Raw genomic sequence first — 23,663 nt, forward strand, 5'->3', positions numbered from 1 at the left:
ACGACGAAAGTTCGCGGCGACGATCCGCCATAAACCCAGTGAGGGAACTCTTCCATATGCCTTTGTTGCGTTTGCGCGCCGGTTCCGCCGGCCTCGTTGCCCTGCTCGCGATTGGTTTCGCCAGTCTGTCCGCATCACCATCGGCCGCCATCGAAACGATGGCGCGCGAGGCGATCCTCATCGACCCGCAAACCGGCGCCGTTCTGTTCGAAAAGAATGCCGACGAACTCATGCCGCCAGCCTCGATGAGCAAGATCATGACGGTTTACATGATCTTCGATCGGTTGCGGTCGGGCAAATTGAGCCTCGAAGATACGTTTCCGGTGAGCGAGCACGCGTGGCGAACGGGCGGCTGCGTCAGCGACGGCTCGACCATGTGCCTCAAGCTCGGCGAACGGGTGAAGGTCGAGGACATGATTCAGGGAATTATTGTCCAGTCCGGCAATGATGCTTCGATCGTTGCCGCGGAAGGGTTGTTCGGCAGCGAGGAGGCGCTCGCCGAGGCGATGACCCGCAAGGCGAAGGAGATCGGCCTGCAGCACTCGACCTTCCGCAACGCCACCGGCCTTCCCGATCCGGAACACCGGATGACGGTCCGCGACCTGTCGATTCTGGCGGAGCGGACGATCAAGGATTTTCCAGAGTACTACCACTTCTATAGCGAGAAGACGTTCACCTATAACGGCATCAAGCAGGGCAACCGCAATCCTTTGCTGTATAAGGATATCGGCGTCGATGGCCTGAAGACCGGGCATACCCAGGCCGCGGGCTACTGCCTGACCGCTTCAGCCGTGCGGGATGGCCGCCGGTTGATCCTGGTCGTCACCGATCTGCCGAGCATGCAGGCGCGCTCGGAGGAATCCGAGCGCCTGCTCGACTACGGCTTTCGCGAGTTTGAGAACGTAACTCTGGTCAAGGCGGGCGAGAATACGGATTCCGCCGATGTCTGGCTCGGCGAGGAGGACACGGTGCCGCTCACGACCCAAGACGACGTGATCGTAACCGTACCCCGGCGTGCCCGCGACCAAATGAAGGTTTCGGTGGCCTACGACGGGCCGGTTCCGGCACCGATCGCAAAGGGCGACCAGATCGCGATGTTGACCGTGAGCGTTCCCGGCATGCCACCGGTCGAGCATCCGCTCGTCGCCGCTGCCGATGTTGCTAAGCTGGGCCTGTTCGGTCGGATGGTGGCGGCGCTGCGGAGCGTCGTTGACCCGCTGATTCCATAGGGTCCGGTGGCGATCGAAGTGGATCGCGGCAAGCTGATCGTCTTTGAAGGCGGGGAGGGGACGGGCAAGTCGACCCAGGCTCGGCTGCTGGCCGAGGCGTTGGCCGGTGAAGGTATCAAAGTCGTCCTCACCCGTGAACCGGGCGGCGCGCCCGGTGCCGAAATGCTGCGGCGCCTGCTGGTCGATGATCCCCCCGCCAAGGGATGGCTGCCGGCGAGCGAAGCGCTGCTGCACTATGCCGCCCGCCATGAGCACATTGAGCGATCGATCCGTCCGGCGCTCATGCGCGGCTGCTGGGTCGTCTGTGATCGCTTCGCCGATTCGACCCACGCGTACCAGGGCGCCGGCCTTGCGCTCGATGCGCAGTGGATCGAGAGCCTGCGGGAGCTGGTGATCGGTGATTTCGCGCCCGATTTGAGCATGCTGCTCGATATGGACTCGGGCGATGCGCTGACCCGCGCCGCCGCCCGCTCACCGCAAGGCGATCGCTACGAGCGGATGGACGCGGCGTTTCACGCCCGCGTCCGCGAGGCGTTTCTCCAGCGTGCCGCCCGAGCGATACGCCCTTATGTCGTCATCGACGCGGCGCCCGATCCGCAGCGCGTGCATGACTGCATTCGCAAGGCGGTGCGCACCCATCTAAACATCGGCTTTGCCGGCTGATTCGATGGCGGCGAGTCGCAAACCTGCCGCGTTTCCCGCGCCACATCCGCGCAGCAGTCCTGACCTGATTGGCCATGACGCGGCCTGGGCGCGGGTCAGCCGCTGGATCGAACGAGACCAGCTGCCGCAGGCGTTGCTCATCTGCGGGCCGCGCGGCATCGGCAAGGCGACGCTCGCCTACCGCGTGGCGCGCGTCCTGCTGGGGGGAGCGAGGGGGGGCGGCTTGGCTGGTACCGGGAGTGCCGACGGTGGCGCGCAGGAGACGCAAGAGAGCCGCTGGATTGTCTCGGCGACGCACCCCGATCTGCTGAGCATCGAGCGGGCGTTCGACGAAACGCGCGGACGGATCCGCGCGGAAATCATTGTCGATGACGTACGCCGGATCGCCACCTTTCTTTCCTCCTCGCCGGCGATGGGCGGCTGGCGCCTGGTCATCGTCGATTCGGCCGACGAGATGAACCGCAACGCCGCCAATGCTCTTCTCAAGACACTTGAAGAACCGAGCGATAAATGCCTGATATTGCTTATTGCTCACCGGCCTGCGCTGGTCTCGGCGACGATCCGCTCGCGCTGCCGCCGGCTGCTGCTGCAGCCCCTGAGCAATGACGTCTTACAACTCCTCGCCGGCCAGTTCCTGCCCGAGATGGCGCGAGAGGATATCGCCGGCTTGTGCGCGCTGGCCGACGGCAGCATCGGGCGCGTGCTGCAGTTCGCCCGCCACGGCGGCCTCGCGTCCGAACGGGCGCTCCGCGGCTTTTTCACCGACGTTTCAAACCTTCCCGGCATTCCCGGCGCGACCGCGAACACCCTGTTGGCATTTGCCGCCGATCCGCCCCTTCCCGTCGATGACGAGGGCTTTGGCGTGGCGATGGAGGTGCTGTTCTGGTGGTTACGGCGGATTGCCGAGGCGGCGAGCCGCGATGAGAGCGGGAGGGAGCGGGGAGGTGGAGACGATCGTGTCGGCGACACCGCGCTGCTTCGCGCCCTTTGCGCCCGCGCCCCTCTTGATCGCTGGCTGCAGGTATGGGACAAGTCGCAACAACTGGCGCAAAGCGCCGCCGCCGGAAACCTGGACCGGGCACAGGTGCTGACGTTGATTCTGCTTACGCTTCAGCGCGAATTGCGCATCCTATCCGCCGGATAATACAATCATAATTCGTTCCCAGGCGATGGCAGCGAGATGACCGAACGGCCCCGCTTCTACATCACGACGCCCATCTACTACGTCAACGACGTGCCCCACATAGGGCACATGTATACGACGCTTGCCTGCGACGTGTTCGCACGCTTCAAGCGTCTCGACGGCTATGATGTCCATTTTCTCACCGGAACGGACGAACACGGCCAGAAGGTGCAGAAGGCGGCGGCGGCGGCGGGTGTCAGCCCGCAGGACTTCACCGATGGCGTTTCGGCGAATTTCCAAGAGCTGGCGCGCTCGATGGGTTTTTCGAACGACGATTTCATTCGCACGACCGAAGAGCGGCACAAGCGGGCGTGTACGGCGCTATGGAACACCCTGGTTGCCCGCGACCAGATCTATCTTGAGACCTACGCCGGCTGGTATGCCGTGCGCGATGAGGCGTTCTACGCTGAAAGCGAACTGGTCAAGGACGCGGCGGGGGCATGGGTGGCGCCCAGCGGGGCACCGGTCGACTGGGTCGAGGAGCCGAGCTACTTTTTCCGTCTGTCCGCGTGGCAGGACCGGCTGCTGGCGTTCTACGAAGAGCAGCCGGATTTCATCCTGCCGTCGGCACGGCGCAACGAGGTCATCAGTTTCGTGCGGGGGGGTCTGCAGGACCTGTCAGTATCCCGCACGACATTCAACTGGGGAATCCCGGTCCCGGGTGATCCGGCGCACGTGATGTACGTCTGGCTCGACGCATTGACCAACTACATTACCGCCGTCAACTATCCGGACATGAGCGATCCCAAGTTTGTCCGCTATTGGCCCGCTGATGTGCATATCGTCGGCAAGGACATTCTGCGCTTTCATGCGGTCTACTGGCCGGCGTTGTTGATGGCGGCCGACGTGCCGCCGCCACGGCGCGTCTTCGCCCACGGCTGGTGGACAAACGAGGGCCAAAAAATCTCGAAGTCCCTCGGTAACGTGATTGATCCGAAGGACCTGGTCGCGCGCTACGGCCTCGATCCAGTTCGTTATTTCATGCTGCGCGAGGTGCCGTTCGGCCAGGACGGCGACTTTTCCCACCGGGCGATGGTCGGTCGGATCAATGGTGATCTCGCCAATGATCTCGGCAATCTGGCCCAGCGCGTCCTCTCGATGATCGGCCGCTATTGCGCCAGCCGGGTTCCGATTCCCGCCGGCTTCTCGGAAACCGACCGCGATCTGCTTGACGCGGCGTCCGGGCTGCTCGAAGCAATGCGCGCCAACCTCGACCGGCAGGCACCGCACACGGCCCTGGTAGAGATGTGGGAGGTGGTTTCCGTTGCCAACGGATACGTCGCCAAACAGGCGCCATGGACATTGCGCAAGACCGATCCGGCGCGAATGCAAACGGTGCTGTTCGTCGCAGTCGAAACGCTGCGGCGCCTTGCGATCCTGACCCAGCCATTCATGCCGGGGGCTGCGGCTCAGCTGCTTGACCAGCTCTGCGTACCGGTCGAGCAACGCAGCTTCGCTACCATCGATGTCGACCACGCAATGTTGCCGGGAACGCTTCTGCCAACACCGACGGGTGTGTTTCCACGATTTGTCGACAAGCCGTAATCGCCGAGGACCGTCCGGCCACCCGTGATCCCATGAGAAGGAGTTCGACTCCGACATGCTGATCGACAGCCATTGCCATCTCGATCACGCGGAGTTCACCCACGAGGTCGATGCCATTCTCGATCGCGCGCGTCGCGCCGGGGTCACGGGGTTTTTGACCATCGCGACCTCGCTTCGCGACTTTCCTCAGGTACGCGCCATCGCCGAGGCGCACGCGGACGTTTTTTGCAGCGTCGGGGTACATCCGCACGACGCGGCGACCGAGGCGGGGGTCTCGGCTGCGCAACTCATCGAACTTGCCGCCCATCCCAAGGTCGCCGGCATTGGTGAATGTGGGCTCGACTACTTTTATAATAAAAGCGCGAAAGACGTTCAGATCGCAACGTTCCGTGCTCACATCGCGGCTGCTCGAATCAGCGGCCTGCCACTGATCGTGCACAGCCGCGACGCCGACACCGACATGGCGGAGATTTTGTGCGAGGAGCACCGCCAAGGTGCGTTCACCGGTGTGCTGCACTGTTTTAGCTCAGGCCCGGAACTCGCTGATGTCGCGGTTGGTCTTGGCTTTTGTATTTCGTTTTCGGGGATTTTGACCTTCAAGAAGACCGATGCGCTTCGCGCCATCGCCGCGCGCCTGCCGCTGGACTGCCTGCTGGTGGAGACCGATGCGCCGTATCTGGCGCCGGTGCCAATGCGCGGACGGCGCAACGAGCCGGCGTTCGTCATCGAGACCTTGGCTGTACTCGCCGCGAACCGCGGCATGGACGAGGCCGAACTGGCTGCGGTGACAACCGCGAACTTCTCGCGCCTGTTCACCCGGGCGGCGTTCTGAAAGGTAGGCGGGCCGGAAAATAATTGTCGCGCCGATATTATTTATCATAATACATATTATACGGCAATCATGCGCAGGCTTTCCTGCGCTGCGTCAACTGCGCCATATGGCCTACCTGAGGCTTACGGCCTGAAGACTCACGGTATCGCCGCGACTGTCCCGCCTTTCGCCTGCTCCGACCAGCGTGCCACAAGGTGACGGGAAATCCCCATCAGCGTGGCGACGAGCAGATCGATGCGCTCGATACTCTTCGACTTGCTCGGGCGGATATCGCCGGACGTATCAATGTGCGCGACCGCGTTTTCGGCGCACCATCGCAGGACCGGATGGCCGCCGTGGCGCAAGGTCTGCTCGGCCAGCACGCGCTCGAGCTCGCGTGCCGGCGCGTTCATCGCGCCGTTACTCTGAGCCACCGGCACGCAGGTCACCCCGTCGTTGACCAGCAGATTGATCAGCATCGACGAGTTCCAGCGGTCGAACGCCAGCTCGCGGATATTGTAGACCTCGGCGAGTTCGAGGATCTTCCTGCGAATAACGAGGTGATCGATGCTGTTGCCCTCGGTCGCGATCAGATGTCCGTTTTCCCGCCAGGAGACGTAATCCACACGGTCGCGACGTTGGCGTTCCTCGATCGTCTCACCCGGGCAAAATGCGAACGGCAAGATGGTGTAGCCGCCATCATCGTCATCGAACACGAGGACGAGCGCGGAGAGATCGGTCGTCGTGCTGAGATCGAGACCGGCCCGGCAGGCGCGCCCGGCGAGAGCGCGGGCGTCGACCCTGGGGCAGGCGCACGTGTCCCATCTATCCATATCGAGCCAGCGCGAGCGCTCTACCCCCAGACATTCAAATAGAGCTGACGGAAGCTGGCGATGAAGCCCGGCGTCTGCTGGGCGCGCAGGCATTCCTGCTGGATAAAGTCCTCGGAGACACTGACGCCGATTCCCGGGTGGGCTTTGCGCCAAACCGCCGGATCGGTCCAGTCGTCGTCCGGCGATGCTCCGAACGTCCGCACCAGCCAGGCCGTATCGTCAATCTGTCCGGATGCGACCTTCGTTGCATAGTCGTGGAGTTCCCAGCCGAGGGAGGTCCGCTCAGAGCCCGCCGACGTCAGATAAACGGTCAAAGGTTGCGCCCGGGCCGCCATGCTGGTGATCAGCGTATCGTGCAACTCGCGTGTACCCTGCAGGCAGACGTCGTCGAAGATAAGACAGGAAATGTTGCGCCCGTGGCTGGCCTCGTTGCGCGACGAGACGACGCGCATGTAGGCGTCCTTATAGACGATGCGACGCTTGGAAACCGAGCAGACTGCCGCAAGATCGGGATCCTGCTCAATCATCGCACGGGCGAGATTGAAGCAGATGTTGGCGTGCTCGGCGTTGGCGGCCGCGATAATGATTTCGGCGCTGGGCTCCGGATCGACCATCAGCATGTAAAGGGCTATGGCGGCGGCAAATGTGCTCTTGCCCGCCTTACGCGGCATCTCGAGCCACGCGTAGTGATTGCGGCGCAAGCCGTCCGGCCGTTTCCAGCCGAACAGTCTGCAAACGACGTCGTGTTGCCACGGCTCAAGCCGCAGCCGTTCACCGGCGCGCGGGCCTTTCACATGCCGGCAGAATTCCTGAATGAACAGAACCGCGCGTTCTGCGTCGGACTGTTCGTACCAATCGACGTTACTTGAACACGCGCCGCCTGGGATCCGGACCTTGCTGCTCACCCGGATTTCCTCCTGTCAAGCCAAGTTGTTTCGCCAGGTGCCGCGCCGACGTCCAGCCCTCTTCCGCATCCTGTGCCGCCGGATGGCGACGGCGAAGAACGAAGCCTCTCCGTGTCTTCGTCTCGTAATACCGCCCCTCGGCGGCGAGGATGCGCTCAGCCCGGATGGCCCGGGCGACCGCGTTGCAGTACCCCACCAGCAGCGATCGATGCGCCATCGATAGCTTGCGCTCCCCACACAGATAGTCCGAGACGCGTTCCCATTCTTCGTGGGCGATCTCGTCCATGAGAATGCTGGGTGGCGCGAGCGTCGTCGGCTTAACCTGCGTTGGTGTTTGCCGGAAGCCGCCTTCAACCGCCACCGCGATCGGCCGTGTCGAACGGGCATTCACGATCTTGATCGTATCCGTGCTCATCGCGCTTCCTCTTTGCTAAAACATGCCAGCACATGCGTTATTTATCTACGTTACCTCCTAATATCAAAAAATAATATATAATATCTGCGGTAAATGATAATAATTAGTCTATATTTATTTTTGCAATTTATTCAAAAAACACTTATCTAGTTTTTTAGATAAAATATCTAATATATTATATTTCTTGATACTTTTAGTATATGCACAATATAAATGATAATTTATACATATATGCGGATAAATATTTTTATAATTATGCGATTTTTAAATTTATTGTTGTTTCTATATTTAGATTTTCTAATCAATTTGGAAGATCTTACCACCCACTCACCCCCAGGGCATTGCGCCATGTTCATACCTTGAACATTTTGACATAGCTTATCATCTGGCACAACCGAGTCATTATGCTTACATTTCAACATGATGAATGTTAGTATGTACCCTTTTGGGTGAAAAACCTAAAAACTTTCCCCGCTCGAAGCTTATCGGCCGTAATCCCCTGCCCTGCTAGCAAGGCGTTCAAGTCGGAACGAGCTGCCCTGCGACGACCGTCAATATGCGCAAACGGTCCCGTTGCTACGGTGTCACGTCCGACGAAATGTGATAGACGTCTGCCATCTCGCTGCGGTGCACCCCAAGGCTCGGATGATATGTCGGTAGTTACGCGTTTTGCTCCCTCGCCAACTGGCTTTTTGCATATCGGCGGCGCGCGAACCGCGTTGTTCAATTGGCTTTTTGCCCGCCACCATGGCGGCCGGTTTCTGCTGCGTGTCGAGGATACCGACAAGCTGCGCTCTACGCCCGAAGCCGTCGCGGCGATCTTTGATGGCCTTCGCTGGCTTGGACTCGACGCGGACGAGGCCCCTGTCTTTCAGTCGTCTCGCGCGCTTCGCCATGTGGAGGTGGTGCAGGCTCTGCTTGCATCAGGCAAAGCCTACCGCTGTTACGCCAGCGTCGACGAACTCGCCGAGATGCGCGAGCGCGCCCGCTCCGAGGGCAGGCCCTTTCGCTACGATGGTCGCTGGCGCGACCGGCAGCTCACCGAGGCGCCACCCGGCGTCGACCCCGTCATTCGCCTGCGCGCGCCTGAGACCGGGCAAACGAGCATCCATGACCTCGTGCAGGGAGACGTGACCGTTGCCAATAGCCAGCTCGACGACATGGTTCTGCTGCGGGCCGACGGCTCACCGACCTACATGCTCGCGGTGGTGGTTGACGATCACGACATGGGAATTTCCCACGTCATTCGCGGCGACGACCACCTATCGAACGCTTTTCGCCAGTACCAGCTCTATCGCGCGCTGGACTGGACGGTGCCGGAATTTGCTCACGTCCCGCTGATCCACGGCCCGGATGGCGCGAAGATGTCCAAACGGCATGGAGCGCTCGGTGTTGATGCGTATCGGGATCAAGGCTTTCTGCCGGAGGCGCTGTGCAACTACCTGTTGCGCCTCGGCTGGAGTCACGGCGACGACGAGGTCATCTCGCGTGACGAGGCTGTCGCTTGGTTCGATCTGCCCGCGGTCGGCCGCTCCGCCGCACGGTTTGATTTCGCCAAGCTCGGAAATCTGAACGGCGTCTATATGCGCGGGAGTGATCCACGACGGATCGCCGACCTTGCGATTGCCGAACTGGCGAAGCGGCTGGGCCGCGAAATCGCTCCCGCAGGTCGGGAGCGAATCCGGCTCGGCATCGATGCCTTGCGCCAGCGGGCGAAAACGATCGTCGAGCTGGCCGAAGCCGCGGCATTCTACGCCGTGGACTCGCCGATCGCGTTGTCCCCGGCGGCTCGTGCCTTGCTGACACATACGGCCCGAGCCCACCTGCAGCGGCTTCGCGGTGTGCTGGACGATCCCGCGGCATGGACGGCGGCCAGCATCGAAGATCGGGTTCGGCGTTACGCCACGGACGTGAAGGACGGGGGGGTGCCACTGAAGGAGGTCGCGCAGCCACTGCGCGCCGCGCTGACGGGCACGACCGTCTCTCCGCCGGTCTTCGAGGTCATGCAAATCCTAGGTCAGAAAGAAACGCTTACCAGACTTGATGACGTATTGAACCCGCAAGACACGACGCCATGCGCGGACGATACCGCAGTGCCGGTCCAATGACCGCAGACGGCCGTCTCTTGATGAATGCTCTGATGTTTGATTAACGAAGGGAACGTTACTGATGAGTGAGACGCCATCGGCTCCCGAGTCCAGCAATCACACCGTCACGCTGATCGACAATGCGAACGGTCGTCGCTATGAACTGCCCGTGCTCAAGGGCACGACGGGTCCGGACGTGATCGACGTTCGCAAGCTTTACTCCGATACCGGCTACTTCACCTTCGATCCCGGCTACACCTCGACCGGAAGTTGTGAATCGTCGATCACGTACATTGATGGCGACAAAGGTGTCCTGCTCTATCGCGGCTACCCGATCGAGAATCTCGCGGAGCACTCCGACTTCATGGAAGTCTGCTACCTGCTGCTCTATGGAGACCTGCCGACAGCCGAACAAAAGCGCAAGTTCGAGCATGACATCACCTACCACACGATGGTGCACGAACAGATGCACAAGTTCATCGAGGGGCTGCGCCGCGATTCGCACCCAATGGCGGTGATGGTCGGCATGGTCGGCGCGCTTTCGGCCTTTTACCACGACTCGACGGACATCACCAATCCGCGTCACCGGATGATTGCCTCCTACCGGATGATCGCCAAGATGCCGACGCTGGCGACGTGGGCATTCAAGTATTCGCTCGGACAGCCGTTCATCTATCCGCGCAACGATCTGCGCTATTCCGAGAACTTCCTGCACATGATGTTCTCGACGCCGTGCGAGCCTTACAAGGTCAACCCGGTGCTCGCCAAGGCGATGGACCGCATCCTCATCCTGCACGCCGATCACGAGCAGAACGCCTCGACCTCGACCGTCCGCCTCGCCGGATCGAGCGGCGCCAACCCGTTCGCGTGCATCGCCGCCGGCATTGCCTCGCTGTGGGGTCCCGCCCACGGCGGCGCCAACGAGGCGGTGCTGAAAATGCTGGCGGAGATCGGCGATAAGAGCCGGGTTCCCGACTACGTCAAGCGCGCCAAGGACAAGGACGATCCGTTCCGGCTCATGGGGTTCGGTCACCGCGTCTATCACAACTACGATCCCCGCGCCCGGATCATGCGCCAGACCTGCAACGAAGTGCTGGATGAACTGGGCGTACGCGATGAGCCCCTGCTCGATCTGGCCATGGAGCTCGAGCGGATCGCTCTCGACGACGATTACTTCGTCAGCAAGAAGCTTTATCCGAACGTCGACTTCTATTCCGGGATCATCTTCCGGGCGATGGGCATTCCCGTATCGATGTTCACCGTCCTGTTCGCGGTCGCGCGCACCGTCGGCTGGGTTGCCCAGTGGAACGAGATGATCGAGGATCCAACGCAGAAGATCGGCCGGCCGCGTCAGCTCTACGCCGGTCCGGCTCGTCGTGATTTTCGGCATCTTGCCGAGCGCGGCTGAACGTAAGGCGTATGGCGGCTCCGGCCGCCATCGCTGGCCCGCCGCCCTGCCCCGCCTTGTCCCTTGATCTGAATCGCCGCCCGGATGGCGCGTTTCAAGTCGCCCATTGAGGGGCGCTGAAGGCCGGCTGCGTTACATAGCCACCATGAAGCACGCTTCGCAGAACGTGGTTTGTGGGGCGTGGTCTAGCTGTCGCGGATCATTGCCGTATAGACGGCCTCGGCGACCGTGGTTCCATCCACCTGCGCACAACCACTGAAGCGCCATACCGAACCGCGATGGCGCTGTTTTTCAACCAGGATGCGTATGGTATCGCCGGGAACGACCGGCTTTCGGAACCGGGCCTGATCGATCGACATAAAGTAGGTCAGGCGTCCTTCCTTCTCCGGCCCCAGGGTCTTGACCACCAGCACCGCCGCCGTCTGCGCCATCGCCTCGATGATCAACACCCCCGGCATGACCGGCTCGCTGGGAAAGTGACCCTGAAAGAACCATTCATTAATGCTGACGTTCTTCAGCCCTGTAGCGCGGACGTTCGGAACGACGTCCACCATTTTCTCGATCATCAGCATCGGATACCGGTGCGGGATCATCCGCTGAATGCCGTGAAGGTCAATGACTTCGCCGGTCATGATTTTTGCATCAGCATCCATTTTATTCTTACCTTCACCCTTCCCTTTCGCCAGCCCCTGCTGAACGGCGTCGTCATGCCAGTTCGTTGCGCGGACCTTCGCCGATCATCTGACGCGGACTCTAGCAAATCCCTCCTCCGCACACGATCACCATACGGCTCGCTCCTTCACGGGCTTGCTCCTTATACCTCACCGGTGCCCGAGCGCGAAACCCGTCGCTCAACCACCGGGGTCGGAGATCTGCACCTTTGGCAGCCGGCGATCAAGCCGCTCGAGCACCTCGTTGGTAATCTCCAGGGATGTCGCGGCATAAACCGCCTGATCCTTGCGGACGATGAGTCCGAGTTGCCGCTCGTCGGCGATTTCAATGACGATCGCTTCCAGTGCCTGTTTGACCTGCTCCATGGCCTCGGTGTTGACGCGTTCAAGCGCTTGGCGCCGGTGTTGGACGCGTTCTTGGGCTTCGAGCAGCCGATCCTCCAGTTTCTTGCGCGCTTCGGCGTAACCGTCGGCGGACAGATCAGAGCGCTTTCGCGCCAGTTCTTCCTGGCCCGCGCGGATTTCCTGCTCTTCCTTCTGCGTCTCGGTGCGGTAGACGTCAAGATAACCGCCAAGTTGCGCGCGAATTGCCTTAACGGCAGCCGACTCCCGGCGCACGCGATCGACGTCGAGCACAGCGATACGGACGTTCGACGAGGCATCGGCGAGCGCTGCTACCGGGCGATAAAGCGCTGTTGCCGTGATGACGAGTGCTGCGCCCAGAAACGCGCGGCGCATCATGGCTAGAAGCGGGTCCCGAAGTTCAGGCGAAGGATCTCGGTTTTATCGTAGCTCTCCTTGAGCACCGCAAAGCCAAGATCGATGCCGAGGGGACCGAACGGCGAGACCCAGGTCAGACCGGTGCCGACGGACATACGCGGCGCTGAGGAGTCCTGCACCAGCGGCCCCGACTCGGGTAGATCCCAGGAACTACCGACGTCGGTGAAGACACGCCCGCGGATATCGAGTTCTTGCGGCAATCCCAGCGGAAATGTCAGCTGCAGTGAACTGGCGTAAAACAGTTGACCACCCAGCGCGTCGTCTGTGTCGGCGTCGCGCGGCCCGATGCCGTCGGTACTGAAGCCGCGGACCTCATTGCCGCCGATGAAAAACCGGTCGAGCAACTTCACGTCATCGCCGAGGCCGTGCACGTATCCGCCCGAGCCACTGAGCGAGGCGACGATTTTTTCGGACAATGGGTAATAGTAGCCGGCGTCGACGCGATTGCGCACGTACTTCGCCGAGCCGCCCAGCCCGGCCACATCCGTGGTCAGCTTCGAATAATAGCCCTCGGTCGGATTGATCTTGCTGTCGCGCCGGTCGTAGGTCAGCGAGTGTGAGACTTCCGAGTAGGTCTCCTTGCCTTCCGCCGCCTGGACGTAGATCGAGGCGTCGGACGGAACGTTACGCACGTCCGTCTGCTTCAGGGTATAGCGCCATCCCTGCGTCAGATGCTCGGTCACCGGATAAGAGGCGCGAACGTCGCCGCCGATCGTTGTCGTATCGAACGAACTTTCACTCTGGCGATCGGTTTGAACGAAGAACGCATCGCCGCCAGCCGCGATTTCCTTGCCGAGGAAATACGGCTCGGTGAACGACAGGTCGACCTGCTGCTGGCTCTGACCAAACAGCAGGCTGGCCTGGAGGTCCTGACCGCGGCCAAGCAGATTGCGCTCGCGCACGCTGACATCGCCGAGGAAGCCACTACCGGTGGAAAAGCCGCCGCCGATCGACAGTGATCCCGTCGATTTCTCCGTGACGGCAACCTTGACGACAGCCTTGTCCGGAGCCGAACCCGGCACCTGGTCAACCGTCACCTTTTCGAAGAAATCGAGATCCTGAATGCGCTGGCGCGATCGCCGCAGTTTGGCGGCGTTGAACGCATCACCTTCGACAAGACGGAATTCGCGGCGGATGACTTCGTCCATCGTCCGGATATTGCCACTGATGTCGATCCGTTCGACGAAGACGCGCGGGCCTTCTTGAACCTCAAAGACGACGTTGATCAGCTTTTGCTCGCGTTCGCGATCAAGGCGCGGGCGAACCTCGACGAAGGCGTAGCCCATCGTCGCAATCTCATCACTGAGTTTGTCGATCGTCTTTTCTATCTGATTGGCGTCGTACCAGTCGCCTTTTTCGAGGGTGACGCTGTCGCGGACATCCTCCGTATCCAGGCCGGGCAGCGTCGTCTTGACGTCGACGCTGCCGACTCGGTAGCGCTCACCCTCGTCAACGGTGAAGGTCACGAAAAACTTATCGCGGCTGGCGGTCAACTCGGCCACTGCCGACTGAACGCGAAAGTCGACGTACCCTTCCGAAAGGTAAAAGCGACGCAGCAGCTCGCGGTCAAGCGCCAAGCGATCGGGATCATAGGTGTCGTCCGAGGAGAGAAACCGCCACCAGCGCGTTTCTTTCGTCCGGATCACCTCCCGCAGAGTGCTGTCGCTGAACTCCTTGTTGCCGACGAAGCGAATCGATTCGATACCGGTGACACCGCCTTCGCTGATCTCGAAAACAACATCGACCCGGTTCTGCGGCAAGGTGATCACCTTCGGCTCGACGGTCGCGGCGAAACGCCCGCTTTGCCGGTAAAGCGTCAGGATGCGTTGTGCGTCGCTCTGCGCCTTGCTGCGCGTATAGATCACCCGCGGCCGCAAGATGGCCTCGGATTCCAGCGTCTTGTCATTGATCCGCTTGTTGCCCTCGTAGGCGACGCGGTTAACGATGGGGTTTTCGACGACCTTTACGATCAGCACGTCACCGTCCTGGGAAATCGTCACATCGCTGAATAAACCGGTGGCAAACAGGCTCTTGAGCGATCGGTCAACCCGGTCGGCGTCGTAGGCATCGCCTTCTTGAATGAGCAGGTACGAGCGCACCGTGTTGGGTTCGATCCGCTGCACACCTTCGATTTCGACCCGATGGATAATCTGGCCTGTCTGAGCGTGGGCCTCGAATGGCATCCCTCCCATTGCGAGCGCAGCCAACGACGCAAGCGCAGCGAACATCCAAACGACGAGCGCTCTCACCCATTCCTCTCCTTGCGTCATTAGCTGACGAGTCTGCGGAAGAAATCCACGACTCGAAGGTTTATCAGATCGTTCCAGGTGGCGAGAAGCATCAGACAGACGACGAATACCATGCCTGCCCGAAATGCATACTCGATGATGCGCTTGTTCAGGGGCCGATGAATGACCGCCTCGATGGCATAGAGCAACAAGTGTCCGCCGTCGAGCACCGGGATGGGCAGGAAGTTGATCAGCGCGAGATTGACCGAGAGTGCCGCCATGAAATAGAGCAGATTGATCAGGCCGTCTTGGGCGACTTGGCCGGAAATCTGGGCGATGCGCAGGGGACCGCCAAGTTCGTCGAGCGGACGGCTGCCGCGCACGATGCTGACGAGCGCATCGAATATCTGCGTCGTCAGCGCATAGGTCTGGGCGAACGCCGCCCCCACCGCCGCCGTCGGCGACAAGCTTTCGTAACCGACACGCGCGAGGTCCGGGCGGATACCGAGAAGCCCGACCGTCTGCTCCACGCCATCGATCGCCTGCGTCGTCGGCCGCGGCGTCGCGTCGATTTCAATTGGCGCACTGTCTCGAACAACGTGGAACGTCAGTTCTACACCGGGACTGGCATTGACGATGCGGCGTAGATCCTCGAACCAAGTGATCGGCTCGTCGCCGATCTTCACAATCAGGTCGCCCGCCCGAAAGTCGGCGACGGCGGCGGCGCTGCCCTCCTGAACGACGCCGACGACAGGAAGCGGCGCCGGTGCTCCGACGAATCCGAACAACCCGAGGAGGAGGACGAGGGCGAACAGAATGTTGGCGAACGGGCCGGCGGCAACGATCGCCGCCCTCTGGCTCAACCGCTTGTGACGAAACGACAGATGATCGGCGCGACGTGGAACGGACTCTCCTGGTTCCGCCGCGTCACCGCCCTCGAAGGTTTCCTCGCCATACATCTTGACGTACCCGCCAAGCGGTACCGCGCTCACCTTCCAGCGGGTACCAACGCGATCGGTCCAGCCGAACAACTCCGGTCCAAAGCCGATCGAGAACACCTCCACCATGACGCCGCAGGCGCGCGCGATCAGATAATGCCCCAGTTCGTGTACGAAGATGAGCACGCTGAGAACGACGAGAAACGGCAAGACCCAGTCGACAACATAGCTCATCGCGATTTCCGCCTGATCATCGCGCTTGGCATCGGCGATCCCTCTTAGCGCATCGTTCGAATGATTTCGAGCGCCCTCGCCCGCGCATCGCGATCGACGTCAATCACATCGCTGATCGCCTGCAAGGCTCCCACCGGCGCCCACCCCATGGCCTGTTCGACCACGGCGGCGATGTCGAGAAAACCGATCTCTTCATTGAGGAAGCTCTGCACGGCGATTTCATTGGCGGCGTTGAGCACGACCGGTACTGCGCCACCGCGGCGAAGCGCTTCGCGGGCGAGGCGCAGCGCCGGGAAACGCTCCTCATCTGGCTCCTCAAACGACAACTGGCCGATCTCGGCAAGGCGAAGCCGCGCAGCCGGTGCCGCCATGCGGCCCGGCCAGGCCAGCGCGTAGGCGATCGGCGTGCGCATGTCCGGCTGTCCAAGCTGCGCCAGAACCGAGCCGTCGACATAGGCGACGAGGCTGTGGATCACCGATTGCGGATGAACCACGATTTCGATCTGGTGCGACTGAACCGGAAACAGATGGAAGGCCTCGATCAGTTCGAGGCCCTTGTTCATCATCGTCGCCGAATCGACCGAGATCTTCGCTCCCATGTCCCAGTTCGGATGGGCAACCGCCTGCGCCGGCGTCATCGCGCGCATCGCCTCTCGCGAAAGCGTGCGGAAGGGGCCACCGGACGCGGTCAGAATAATCTGATCGACCTTGTCGGCATTGTCGAAATCGAACACCTGATAGATCGCACTATGCTCTGAATCGACCGGGACCAGGGTTGCGCCGTGCTTTTTGATATCGGCCATCATCAGCGCGCCAGCGCAGACGAGGCATTCCTTATTGGCGAGACCGATGATCGCGCCACGACGCACGGCTTCCATCGTCGGCTCAAGGCCGGCAGCACCGACGATCGCGGCCATCACCCAATCCGCCGGCGCGCAGGCCGCCTCGATGACCGCGGCCGGCCCCGCCGACACAGCGATTCCCGTGCCCTGCAACGCCTCCTTGAGATCGCCGTAGAAGCGCTCGTCGGCGATCGCCACCATCCGTGGGCGCAATGCCCGCGCCTGTTCGGCGAGCAGGGCGACATTCCGGTTGGCGGTCAGCGCCTCGACGGTGAACGCCTCCGGCTGGCGGAGCAGGAGATCGATCGTATTGCATCCGACCGACCCGGTCGAACCGAGGATGGTAACGCTGCGGCTGCTGGTGTGCAGGCGCGGCTGGGTTGCGCTCATAGCCATTGGAATAAAACACCCTTATCGATTGCCGCAATGACGGCGACGACGGCGACGACCGCCAGCAGCGCGTCAACCCGGTCGAGCAGGCCGCCGTGTCCGGGGATCAGCGTGCCTGTATCCTTGACCTGAAACCGGCGCTTCACCCACGACTCGGCGAGATCGCCGGCCTGGGCCGTCGCGCCCAGCATCGCCCCAGTCAGGGCAGCTCCGGTAAGCGCCGTCCCCGTCAGCGCCGCACTGCTCAATGCCGTTGTATTCAACGCAGGTCCGATGAGTACGGAGGCCGGAACCGAGGTGTCTCCCATCGCTCCAGCCAGCGCCGCGCTTGCCGCCGCGGCGAGTGCGATACCGCCGCCGAGGCCGGCCCAGGTTTTGTTCGGACTGATCTTCGGTGCGAGCCGTGGGCCGCCGATCAGCCGTCCGGCGGCGTAAGCGCCGATATCCGACGCCCAGACCACGCCGATCAGCCACAGGACAATCTCCCGGCCGCTTGACGGCTCGCTGCGAAGCCAGAGCAGCGCAAGACAAGGCAAGCCGAGATAAAGCACGCCCGCTGCAAGCCAGGGTCCGCTGCCGATCACCAGCATCATCACCAGGCTACCCGCAAACAGCACGCCGATCGCCGGAGCGATGCCGGCGAGAACGATGCAAACCACCGCTGCCAGCAGAACGCCAACGCCGACGATGCCATCGAGTTTAGGACGTCCGCCACCGCACATCCGAAACCACTCCCAGGCGAGAATCGCCGACGCTGTCGCCACCATGATCTCGAATAAAGGCGAGCCGAAGTCGATGATCAGCAGGGCCGGCACGCCGAACACAATTCCGGAGGCGACGCGGGTGAACACCGGGCGCACGGACCGTTCCGCACTCAACTCGAGACGGCGCCGTAGCGTCGATCCCGGCGACCGAATTCGCGAACCGCTCGCTCGAACTCCTGCTGCGAGAAGTCCGGCCAATATGTATCGAGGAACACCAATTCCGAATACGCCACCTGCCAGAGAAGAAAATTACTGATCCGCTGTTCGCCGCTGGTTCGAATCACCAGATCCGGATCGGGCATGTCGTAGGTATACAGGAATTTGGCGAACGACATCTCATCGATATCGGCGGCGGCGAGACGACCGCTCGCTACTTCCTCGGCAATTCGCCGCGCCGCGCGACAGATCTCGGCCCGCGCCCCGTAGCTCAGGGCGATCGTCAGCGTCAGCCGGCCGTTGCCGCGGGTCCGCTGCTCGGCCTGTTCGATGGCGTCGACGATATCCGCAGCCAATCGCTGGCGATCACCGATGATCCGTAGCCGAATCGAATGCTCTTGCAGGAACCCCACTTCCCGTCCGAGGTAGTAGCGCAACAGACCCATGAGGTCGAGGATCTCGGCCTCCGGGCGGGTCCAGTTCTCGGAAGAAAAGCCGAACAGGGTCAGATAGGAAACACCCAGTCGCACCGCGCATTCGGCGGCTGTCTTCACCGCTTCGGCGCCGCGTTTGTGTCCGGCGGCGCGGCCCATCCCGCGCGAGGCGGCCCATCGGCCGTTGCCGTCCATGATGATCGCGACGTGCGCCGGTATGCGCCCCGGCTCGGCCTCGGACGGCAGAGGCTTCATCGGGCTCACACCTGCAGGATCTCGGATTCCTTCTTGGAGAGGAGATCGTCGACGATCTGGATACGCTGGTCCGTCAGCTCCTGTACCTGCTTGCCGAGGTCGCGAACCTGATCCTGCGAGATACCGCCGTCCTTCTCCGCCTTCTTCAACTCGTCCAGGGCATGGCGCCGGACGTTGCGAACCGCGACTCGCGCTTCCTCGGCGTAACGCGATGCGATTTTCGTGATCTCGATGCGCCGTTGCTCGTTGAGCGGCGGGATCGGGATGCGAATGAGCTGGCCTTCGCCCACCGGATTCAGGCCAAGATCTGATTCCTTGATCGCCCGTTCCACCGCCTTGATCAGACCTCGATCCCAGACCTGCACGGTCAGCAGGCGTGGCTCCGGCGCTGAAACCGTCGCCACCTGCGTCAGCGGCATCCGCGACCCATAAGCGTCGACGCTCAATGGCTCCAGCAGGCTGACCGACGCGCGCCCGGTGCGCAGGCCGGCGAATTCCTTGAGCAGAACCTCAGCCGCGGCGTCCATGCGCCGGGCCGCTTCTTTCTTGATCGATTGTATGTCTGTCGTCGTCACGGGAACGTTCCTCAGCGAATGATCGTCGACTTTCCGGTACCGCACACGGCTGAGGCGAATGCGCCAGGGCTGTGAATGGAAAAGACGATGATGGGGATCGCATTGTCGCGGGCGAGCGCCACCGCCGAGGTGTCCATCACCCGCAGATCGCGGGACAACACCTCTTGGAACGATAGCGTCTCATAGCGCTCGGCATTCGCGTCCTTCTTGGGATCGGCCGAATAGACGCCATCGACCTGGGTGCCTTTCAGCAGCGCGTCGCAGCCCATTTCCACCGCCCGCAGCGCCGCCGCGGTATCGGTGGTGAAGAATGGATTGCCGGTGCCGGCGGCGAAGACCACGACGCGACCCTTTTCAAGATGCCGAACGGCGCGGCGCCGGATGTACGGCTCGCATACCGTCGTCATCGGAATAGCCGACTGCACCCGCGTATGCAAACCACATCGTTCAAGCACGCTTTGCAGGGCCAGCGCGTTCATGACCGTGGCGAGCATACCCATATAGTCCGCGCTCGCCCGTTCGAGACCCGACGCGGCAACGGAGACACCGCGAAAGATGTTCCCGCCGCCGACGACGAGACACACCTCGACCCCCATCTCGCTGACCGCCCGGATATCGGCGGCCATGCGTTCGAGGGTGGCCAATTCGATTCCATAGGATTGCTCGCCCATCAGGGCTTCGCCAGACAGCTTCAACAGAACGCGACGGTAAACCGGAGTGGCGGTCATTGTTCCCCTGCCTGTGGTTTGCAATCGATTCCGCTGCCGTGCCAACGGCCCGACGTGGCGCGCGAACGCGATCGCCGTTGTTCTGACACGCCTTAATCTTCTGAGCCGTTCCGGGCCCGCGTCGGTCGTATCGCCAGCGTCGCGGAGCGCCCGCAGCGCTGGTTATAACGGCGCCGCCTAAGCCGCGACGCTCGCCGCGTCCGCTGAAGCTGCGATGCCCTCGCCGAGCGCGAAGCGAATGAAGCGCCGCACCTCCAACCTGCAGCCGAGATCCTTGCCAGCCGCCTCGATTAGCGCGCCCACCTTTGTCTGCGGATCCATAACGAACGCCTGCTCGAGCAGACAAGCTTCCTCGTAGAACTTGCCGATCCGGCCCTCAACCATTTTCTGAATGACCGCCTCCGGTTTCCCGGTGCCGCGCGCCTGCTCAACCAGAACCGACCGCTCGCGCTCGAGGGCGTCGGCGGCAACATCCGCGCGCGAGACGGCGAGTGGATTGGCGGCGGCGACATGCATGGCAATTTTCTTGCCGAGGTCCTGCACGGCCGCGTCGACGCGTTCGGCGGCGATCGCCACCAGCACGCCGATCTTGCCGATCCCCGGCCCCTGGGCGTTGTGCATGTAGGCGGCGATCACCCCCTGTTCGACGGCAACGCATTCGCTGCGGCGCAAGGTGATGTTCTCGCCGATCGTCGCCGCGAGATGGGTCAGTTCCTCGGCGATCGTCCGCCCGGTCGCCGGCCAGGCGGCTTGCCGCAGGGCCTCGGTGTCGACCTGCAGGGCACAGGCGATCTTCGCCACATTAACGACGAAGTCCTGGAACACGGCGTTGCGCGCGACGAAATCGGTCTCGGAATTGATCTCGACGACGGCGCCGCGCGCACCGTCGACCGCAAGACCGATGAGCCCGTCCGAAGCCACGCGCCCCGAACGCTTGGCCGCGGCCGCGAGGCCTTTTTTGCGCAGCCAGTCGACCGCCGCCTCGATGTCGCCCGCAGTTTCGGTCAGCGCCTTTTTGCAATCCATCATGCCGGCGTTCGTCTTTTCGCGCAGCGCCTTCACCAGGCTCGCACTGATGTCCGCCATCTCGCAGCTTCTCCACCTTCGTCGCTGGCCCGCGCCGTCGCACTCAGCGAGACACCGGCACCAGCGTGCCTTGTTGCAGATCGTCTCGCCGGACGCTGCTGCCGCCGCCAGTCGATCGGCGGCAGCGACACGCGTTCCGGGATGTCGTTCAGGCCGTCTGGCCGGCTTCGGTTTCGTTCCCGCCCGTTTCGGCGCCCGTAGCCTCGGAACTCGGGGCTTCCTCCGGTGCGGCATCGGCACTGGCATCGCCCGTGAGCAGGTTCTCTTCGTCGATCTCGTCGATCAGCTCGACATCCGGATCCTGGGAGGCGCCGATGTCGACGCCGGCCGCGACCATCTCCTGCTGAATGCCATCGAGCACCGAGTCCACCAGCAGATCGCAGTAAAGGCTGATCGCGCGCAGTGCGTCGTCGTTGCCGGGGATGGGGAAGTTGATGCCCGCCGGATCGCTGTTGGAATCGAGAATGGCGACGACGGGGATGCTCAGCTTGTTGGCCTCGGCGACAGCGATCGATTCCTTGTTGGTATCGATGACGAAGAGGATGTCGGGCAGACCGCCCATCTCCTTGATGCCGCCCATCGAACGCTCAAGCTTGTCGCGTTCGCGGGTGAGGTTCAGCGTTTCCTTCTTGGTCAGACCCTGCATCGTCTCGGACAGGCGCGCGTCAAGGTCGCGCAGCCGTTTGATCGAGTTCGACATCGTCCGCCAGTTGGTCATCATCCCGCCGAGCCAGCGGTGGTTGACGTAGTACTGGCCGCAGCGCTTGGCGGCATCGGCCACCTTCTCGCTTGCCTGGCGCTTGGTACCGACGATCAGCACCCGCCCACCGGCGGCAACGACGTCGCGTACGGCGAGCAAGCCTCGGTGCAACAGCGGCACGGTGTGCTCGAGATCGATGATGTGGGTGCCGTTGCGCACACCGAACAGGTAAGGCGCCATCCGCGGATTCCACCGCCGTGTGCTGTGGCCGAAGTGCACGCCGGCTTCCAGGAGCTGGCGCATGGTAAAGGTCGGGGTCGTCATCAGCGTGTGTACTTTCTTTTCCGGTTGACCGCCGCGGAAATGGCCGGAATGCCCCGGCACCGGAGCAGCCGCAGACGCCAACAGGCGCACGGCCGCGAGTTCCGCGTGTGAGATGACCGCTAGATACCCCCTGCCTGCCCCTTTTGCAAGGCGGAGCGTCGCCTTCACGGGGATACGCGTCCCTCGAAATGTCTTGCTCGCCGTCCTGTCGGCGACATTGCTGGCCTGATAATCTACTAGTAGATCGCAACCCCAACGCTGGGAAAGACGCGCACAGGACATAAACGGTCGGCAGGGCTCTCGCGTGTCGATGATCTTGATAGATGCCTACTAAGCAGCGATTCGTAGGTTTGCACACGTTTTGGATTGGCGTTCGTTGTTGAGGTCAGTGACGGCAGCATGGATGGCGCGGTCGAGATGGTCGAGGTCTCGGAAGGTCTGATGGGCGAGGAAATGCCGCTTCAGGTCACGCCAAGCATGTTCGATGTCGTTCAACTCGGGGGCGTACCTCGGCAGCCATTCGACGCACAGCCATGGCCGCGCGGCGAGGGCGGCACGCGACGCCTTGCTGGTATGAATGGGACCGTTGTCGATGACGAGCACGACCGGCTTCGTCGGTCGGCCGGGGCGCGGGCCATGGAGCTCGTCGAGCCGCGTCAGCAGAGCGATGAAATCGCTGCTTCGCTTGCTCCGGCTGGTCTCGACGACCAGCGTGCCGGCCGCGAAGTCGAGCGCGCCGATCATCGCCACCTTGCGCGCCTGGCCGGGCGCTGCGACGCGCAGGTCGGCGCCGCGCCCGGCCCACACATGCGCGAGATAAGGATGGGTGAGCGCCTCGGACTCGTCTTCGAACAGCAGCACGAGGTCGCCGGCCTGGGCCTGCTGCTTCAGCAGACGAAGCCGCAGGCCGGAGCGATCGACGGCCTGGGCGTCCTGCCGCCCCTTCAGCGTGTGCCGGGGTCGCCGCCAGCGAAAGCCCCCTTTTGCGCATCACCACGCTCAGCCGCGACTTGGAAATCCGCTCGCCGGTGCGCCGCTCGATCTCGTTCTGCAACCGCGGCAGCGTCCAGTTCCGCCGATCGGCAACCTCGTCCGTCAGCACTGCCGAGACCACCGCCAGCGCCGCCCGCGCCTTCACCGGCTCCGGCCCCGGTGCCTTGCGGGCGCGCAGGCCCGCCACCCCCTCGCGACCGAACGTCCAGCGCCAATGGCGCACGCTGTTCGGCTCGACCGAAAACGCTTCGGCAATCCGAGCGCTCGACCAACCCTGCAGCGACAACAAAATCGACCGCGCCCGATCCGCTTCCGCCCGATCCGGCGAACCGGCCAGCGCACGCAACTCCTCGCACTGCTCCGCCGTCGCCACTACCCGAGGACGACCCGCCATGACAACACCAAAATCCAGTGATCCCTCCACCAGAGCCTGCCATATGTGGATCGCCCAAGGGAATCCTGCTTAGTAGATTGCGCGATGCGCGC

Annotated in this window: 23 protein-coding genes; 8 read left to right on the top strand and 15 right to left on the bottom strand. The window is 62.4% G+C overall.

Going from position 1 to position 23,663, the window contains the following annotated elements; translation table 11 throughout:
- Positions 1-56 precede the first annotated feature (56 nt).
- Genes IPK66_10850 through IPK66_10870 form a run of 5 tightly spaced genes read left to right on the top strand, consistent with a single transcriptional unit; the run spans position 57 to position 5,452 of the window.
- On the top strand, positions 57-1,229 hold the full coding sequence (locus IPK66_10850) for a D-alanyl-D-alanine carboxypeptidase (GenBank protein ID MBK8175732.1): 1,173 nt from the start codon (positions 57-59) through the stop codon (positions 1,227-1,229).
- A gap of 6 nt (positions 1,230-1,235) precedes the next feature.
- Positions 1,236-1,892, top strand: coding sequence for a dTMP kinase (gene tmk / locus IPK66_10855; GenBank protein ID MBK8175733.1), 657 nt, complete (start codon positions 1,236-1,238; stop codon positions 1,890-1,892).
- A gap of 4 nt (positions 1,893-1,896) precedes the next feature.
- Entirely contained in the window at positions 1,897-3,036 is a 1,140-nt protein-coding gene (locus IPK66_10860) for a DNA polymerase III subunit delta' (protein MBK8175734.1), read from the top strand.
- Between the two features lie 36 nt (positions 3,037-3,072).
- Positions 3,073-4,620: a methionine--tRNA ligase gene (locus IPK66_10865; protein MBK8175735.1), complete on the top strand. Its 1,548-nt coding sequence runs from the start codon at positions 3,073-3,075 to the stop codon at positions 4,618-4,620.
- 55 nt (positions 4,621-4,675) lie between these two features.
- Positions 4,676-5,452 (top strand): TatD family hydrolase, encoded by a 777-nt coding sequence (locus tag IPK66_10870; protein MBK8175736.1) that lies wholly within the window; start codon positions 4,676-4,678, stop codon positions 5,450-5,452.
- A gap of 137 nt (positions 5,453-5,589) precedes the next feature.
- Here IPK66_10870 and IPK66_10875 read toward each other — a convergent pair whose 3' ends face one another.
- The 3 genes from IPK66_10875 to IPK66_10885 are packed head-to-tail and all read right to left on the bottom strand — an operon-like array spanning position 5,590 to position 7,584.
- On the bottom strand, positions 5,590-6,264 hold the full coding sequence (locus tag IPK66_10875) for a hypothetical protein (GenBank protein MBK8175737.1): 675 nt from the start codon (positions 6,262-6,264) through the stop codon (positions 5,590-5,592).
- Positions 6,265-6,284: 20 nt separating this feature from the next.
- Complete coding sequence (locus IPK66_10880) at positions 6,285-7,169, bottom strand: hypothetical protein (GenBank protein ID MBK8175738.1); 885 nt, start codon at positions 7,167-7,169, stop codon at positions 6,285-6,287.
- Positions 7,126-7,584: a P27 family phage terminase small subunit gene (locus IPK66_10885; protein ID MBK8175739.1), complete on the bottom strand. Its 459-nt coding sequence runs from the start codon at positions 7,582-7,584 to the stop codon at positions 7,126-7,128. Before IPK66_10885 ends, IPK66_10880 begins: the two co-directional genes overlap by 44 nt.
- A 650-nt stretch (positions 7,585-8,234) precedes the next feature.
- Between IPK66_10885 and IPK66_10890 the strand changes: the two genes are divergently transcribed.
- Complete coding sequence (locus IPK66_10890) at positions 8,235-9,692, top strand: glutamate--tRNA ligase (protein ID MBK8175740.1); 1,458 nt, start codon at positions 8,235-8,237, stop codon at positions 9,690-9,692.
- Positions 9,693-9,753: 61 nt separating this feature from the next.
- The gene (gene gltA / locus IPK66_10895) at positions 9,754-11,079 is read left to right on the top strand and encodes a citrate (Si)-synthase (protein MBK8175741.1); all 1,326 of its coding nucleotides are present in this window, start codon (positions 9,754-9,756) and stop codon (positions 11,077-11,079) included.
- A 185-nt stretch (positions 11,080-11,264) separates the two neighbouring features.
- Here the strand turns inward: gltA and fabZ are convergent, their stop codons facing one another.
- The 12 genes from fabZ to IPK66_10955 all read right to left on the bottom strand — a co-directional run bounded on the left by fabZ (position 11,265) and on the right by IPK66_10955 (position 23,132).
- A complete protein-coding gene (fabZ, locus tag IPK66_10900) occupies positions 11,265-11,732 on the bottom strand; it encodes a 3-hydroxyacyl-ACP dehydratase FabZ (GenBank protein ID MBK8175742.1) in 468 nt (155 codons plus the stop codon).
- A gap of 198 nt (positions 11,733-11,930) precedes the next feature.
- Positions 11,931-12,491: an OmpH family outer membrane protein gene (locus tag IPK66_10905; protein ID MBK8175743.1), complete on the bottom strand. Its 561-nt coding sequence runs from the start codon at positions 12,489-12,491 to the stop codon at positions 11,931-11,933.
- A gap of 2 nt (positions 12,492-12,493) precedes the next feature.
- A complete protein-coding gene (gene bamA / locus IPK66_10910; GenBank protein ID MBK8175744.1) occupies positions 12,494-14,713 on the bottom strand; it encodes an outer membrane protein assembly factor BamA in 2,220 nt (739 codons plus the stop codon).
- 86 nt (positions 14,714-14,799) lie between these two features.
- Entirely contained in the window at positions 14,800-15,930 is a 1,131-nt protein-coding gene (gene rseP, locus IPK66_10915; GenBank protein ID MBK8175745.1) for an RIP metalloprotease RseP, read from the bottom strand.
- Between the two features lie 44 nt (positions 15,931-15,974).
- Entirely contained in the window at positions 15,975-17,168 is a 1,194-nt protein-coding gene (locus IPK66_10920; GenBank protein ID MBK8175746.1) for a 1-deoxy-D-xylulose-5-phosphate reductoisomerase, read from the bottom strand.
- Complete coding sequence (locus IPK66_10925; protein MBK8175747.1) at positions 17,159-18,013, bottom strand: phosphatidate cytidylyltransferase; 855 nt, start codon at positions 18,011-18,013, stop codon at positions 17,159-17,161. Before IPK66_10925 ends, IPK66_10920 begins: the two co-directional genes overlap by 10 nt.
- 23 nt (positions 18,014-18,036) lie before the next feature.
- Entirely contained in the window at positions 18,037-18,771 is a 735-nt protein-coding gene (locus IPK66_10930; GenBank protein ID MBK8175748.1) for an isoprenyl transferase, read from the bottom strand.
- Positions 18,772-18,776: 5 nt separating this feature from the next.
- Entirely contained in the window at positions 18,777-19,298 is a 522-nt protein-coding gene (frr, locus tag IPK66_10935; protein MBK8175749.1) for a ribosome recycling factor, read from the bottom strand.
- A gap of 59 nt (positions 19,299-19,357) precedes the next feature.
- Entirely contained in the window at positions 19,358-20,074 is a 717-nt protein-coding gene (locus tag IPK66_10940; GenBank protein ID MBK8175750.1) for a UMP kinase, read from the bottom strand.
- A 177-nt stretch (positions 20,075-20,251) separates the two neighbouring features.
- Positions 20,252-21,160: an elongation factor Ts gene (locus tag IPK66_10945; protein MBK8175751.1), complete on the bottom strand. Its 909-nt coding sequence runs from the start codon at positions 21,158-21,160 to the stop codon at positions 20,252-20,254.
- 148 nt (positions 21,161-21,308) lie between these two features.
- Positions 21,309-22,184, bottom strand: a complete 876-nt coding sequence (gene rpsB / locus IPK66_10950) for a 30S ribosomal protein S2 (GenBank protein MBK8175752.1) — start codon at positions 22,182-22,184, stop codon at positions 21,309-21,311.
- A 330-nt stretch (positions 22,185-22,514) separates the two neighbouring features.
- The gene (locus IPK66_10955; protein MBK8175753.1) at positions 22,515-23,132 is read right to left on the bottom strand and encodes an IS630 family transposase; all 618 of its coding nucleotides are present in this window, start codon (positions 23,130-23,132) and stop codon (positions 22,515-22,517) included.
- 35 nt (positions 23,133-23,167) lie between these two features.
- Between IPK66_10955 and IPK66_10960 the strand changes: the two genes are divergently transcribed.
- Positions 23,168-23,644: a hypothetical protein gene (locus tag IPK66_10960; GenBank protein ID MBK8175754.1), complete on the top strand. Its 477-nt coding sequence runs from the start codon at positions 23,168-23,170 to the stop codon at positions 23,642-23,644.
- Positions 23,645-23,663: the final 19 nt, after the last annotated feature.

The organism is Rhodospirillales bacterium, from assembly GCA_016712595.1.
GTDB lineage: Bacteria > Pseudomonadota > Alphaproteobacteria > Rhodospirillales > Defluviicoccaceae > Defluviicoccus.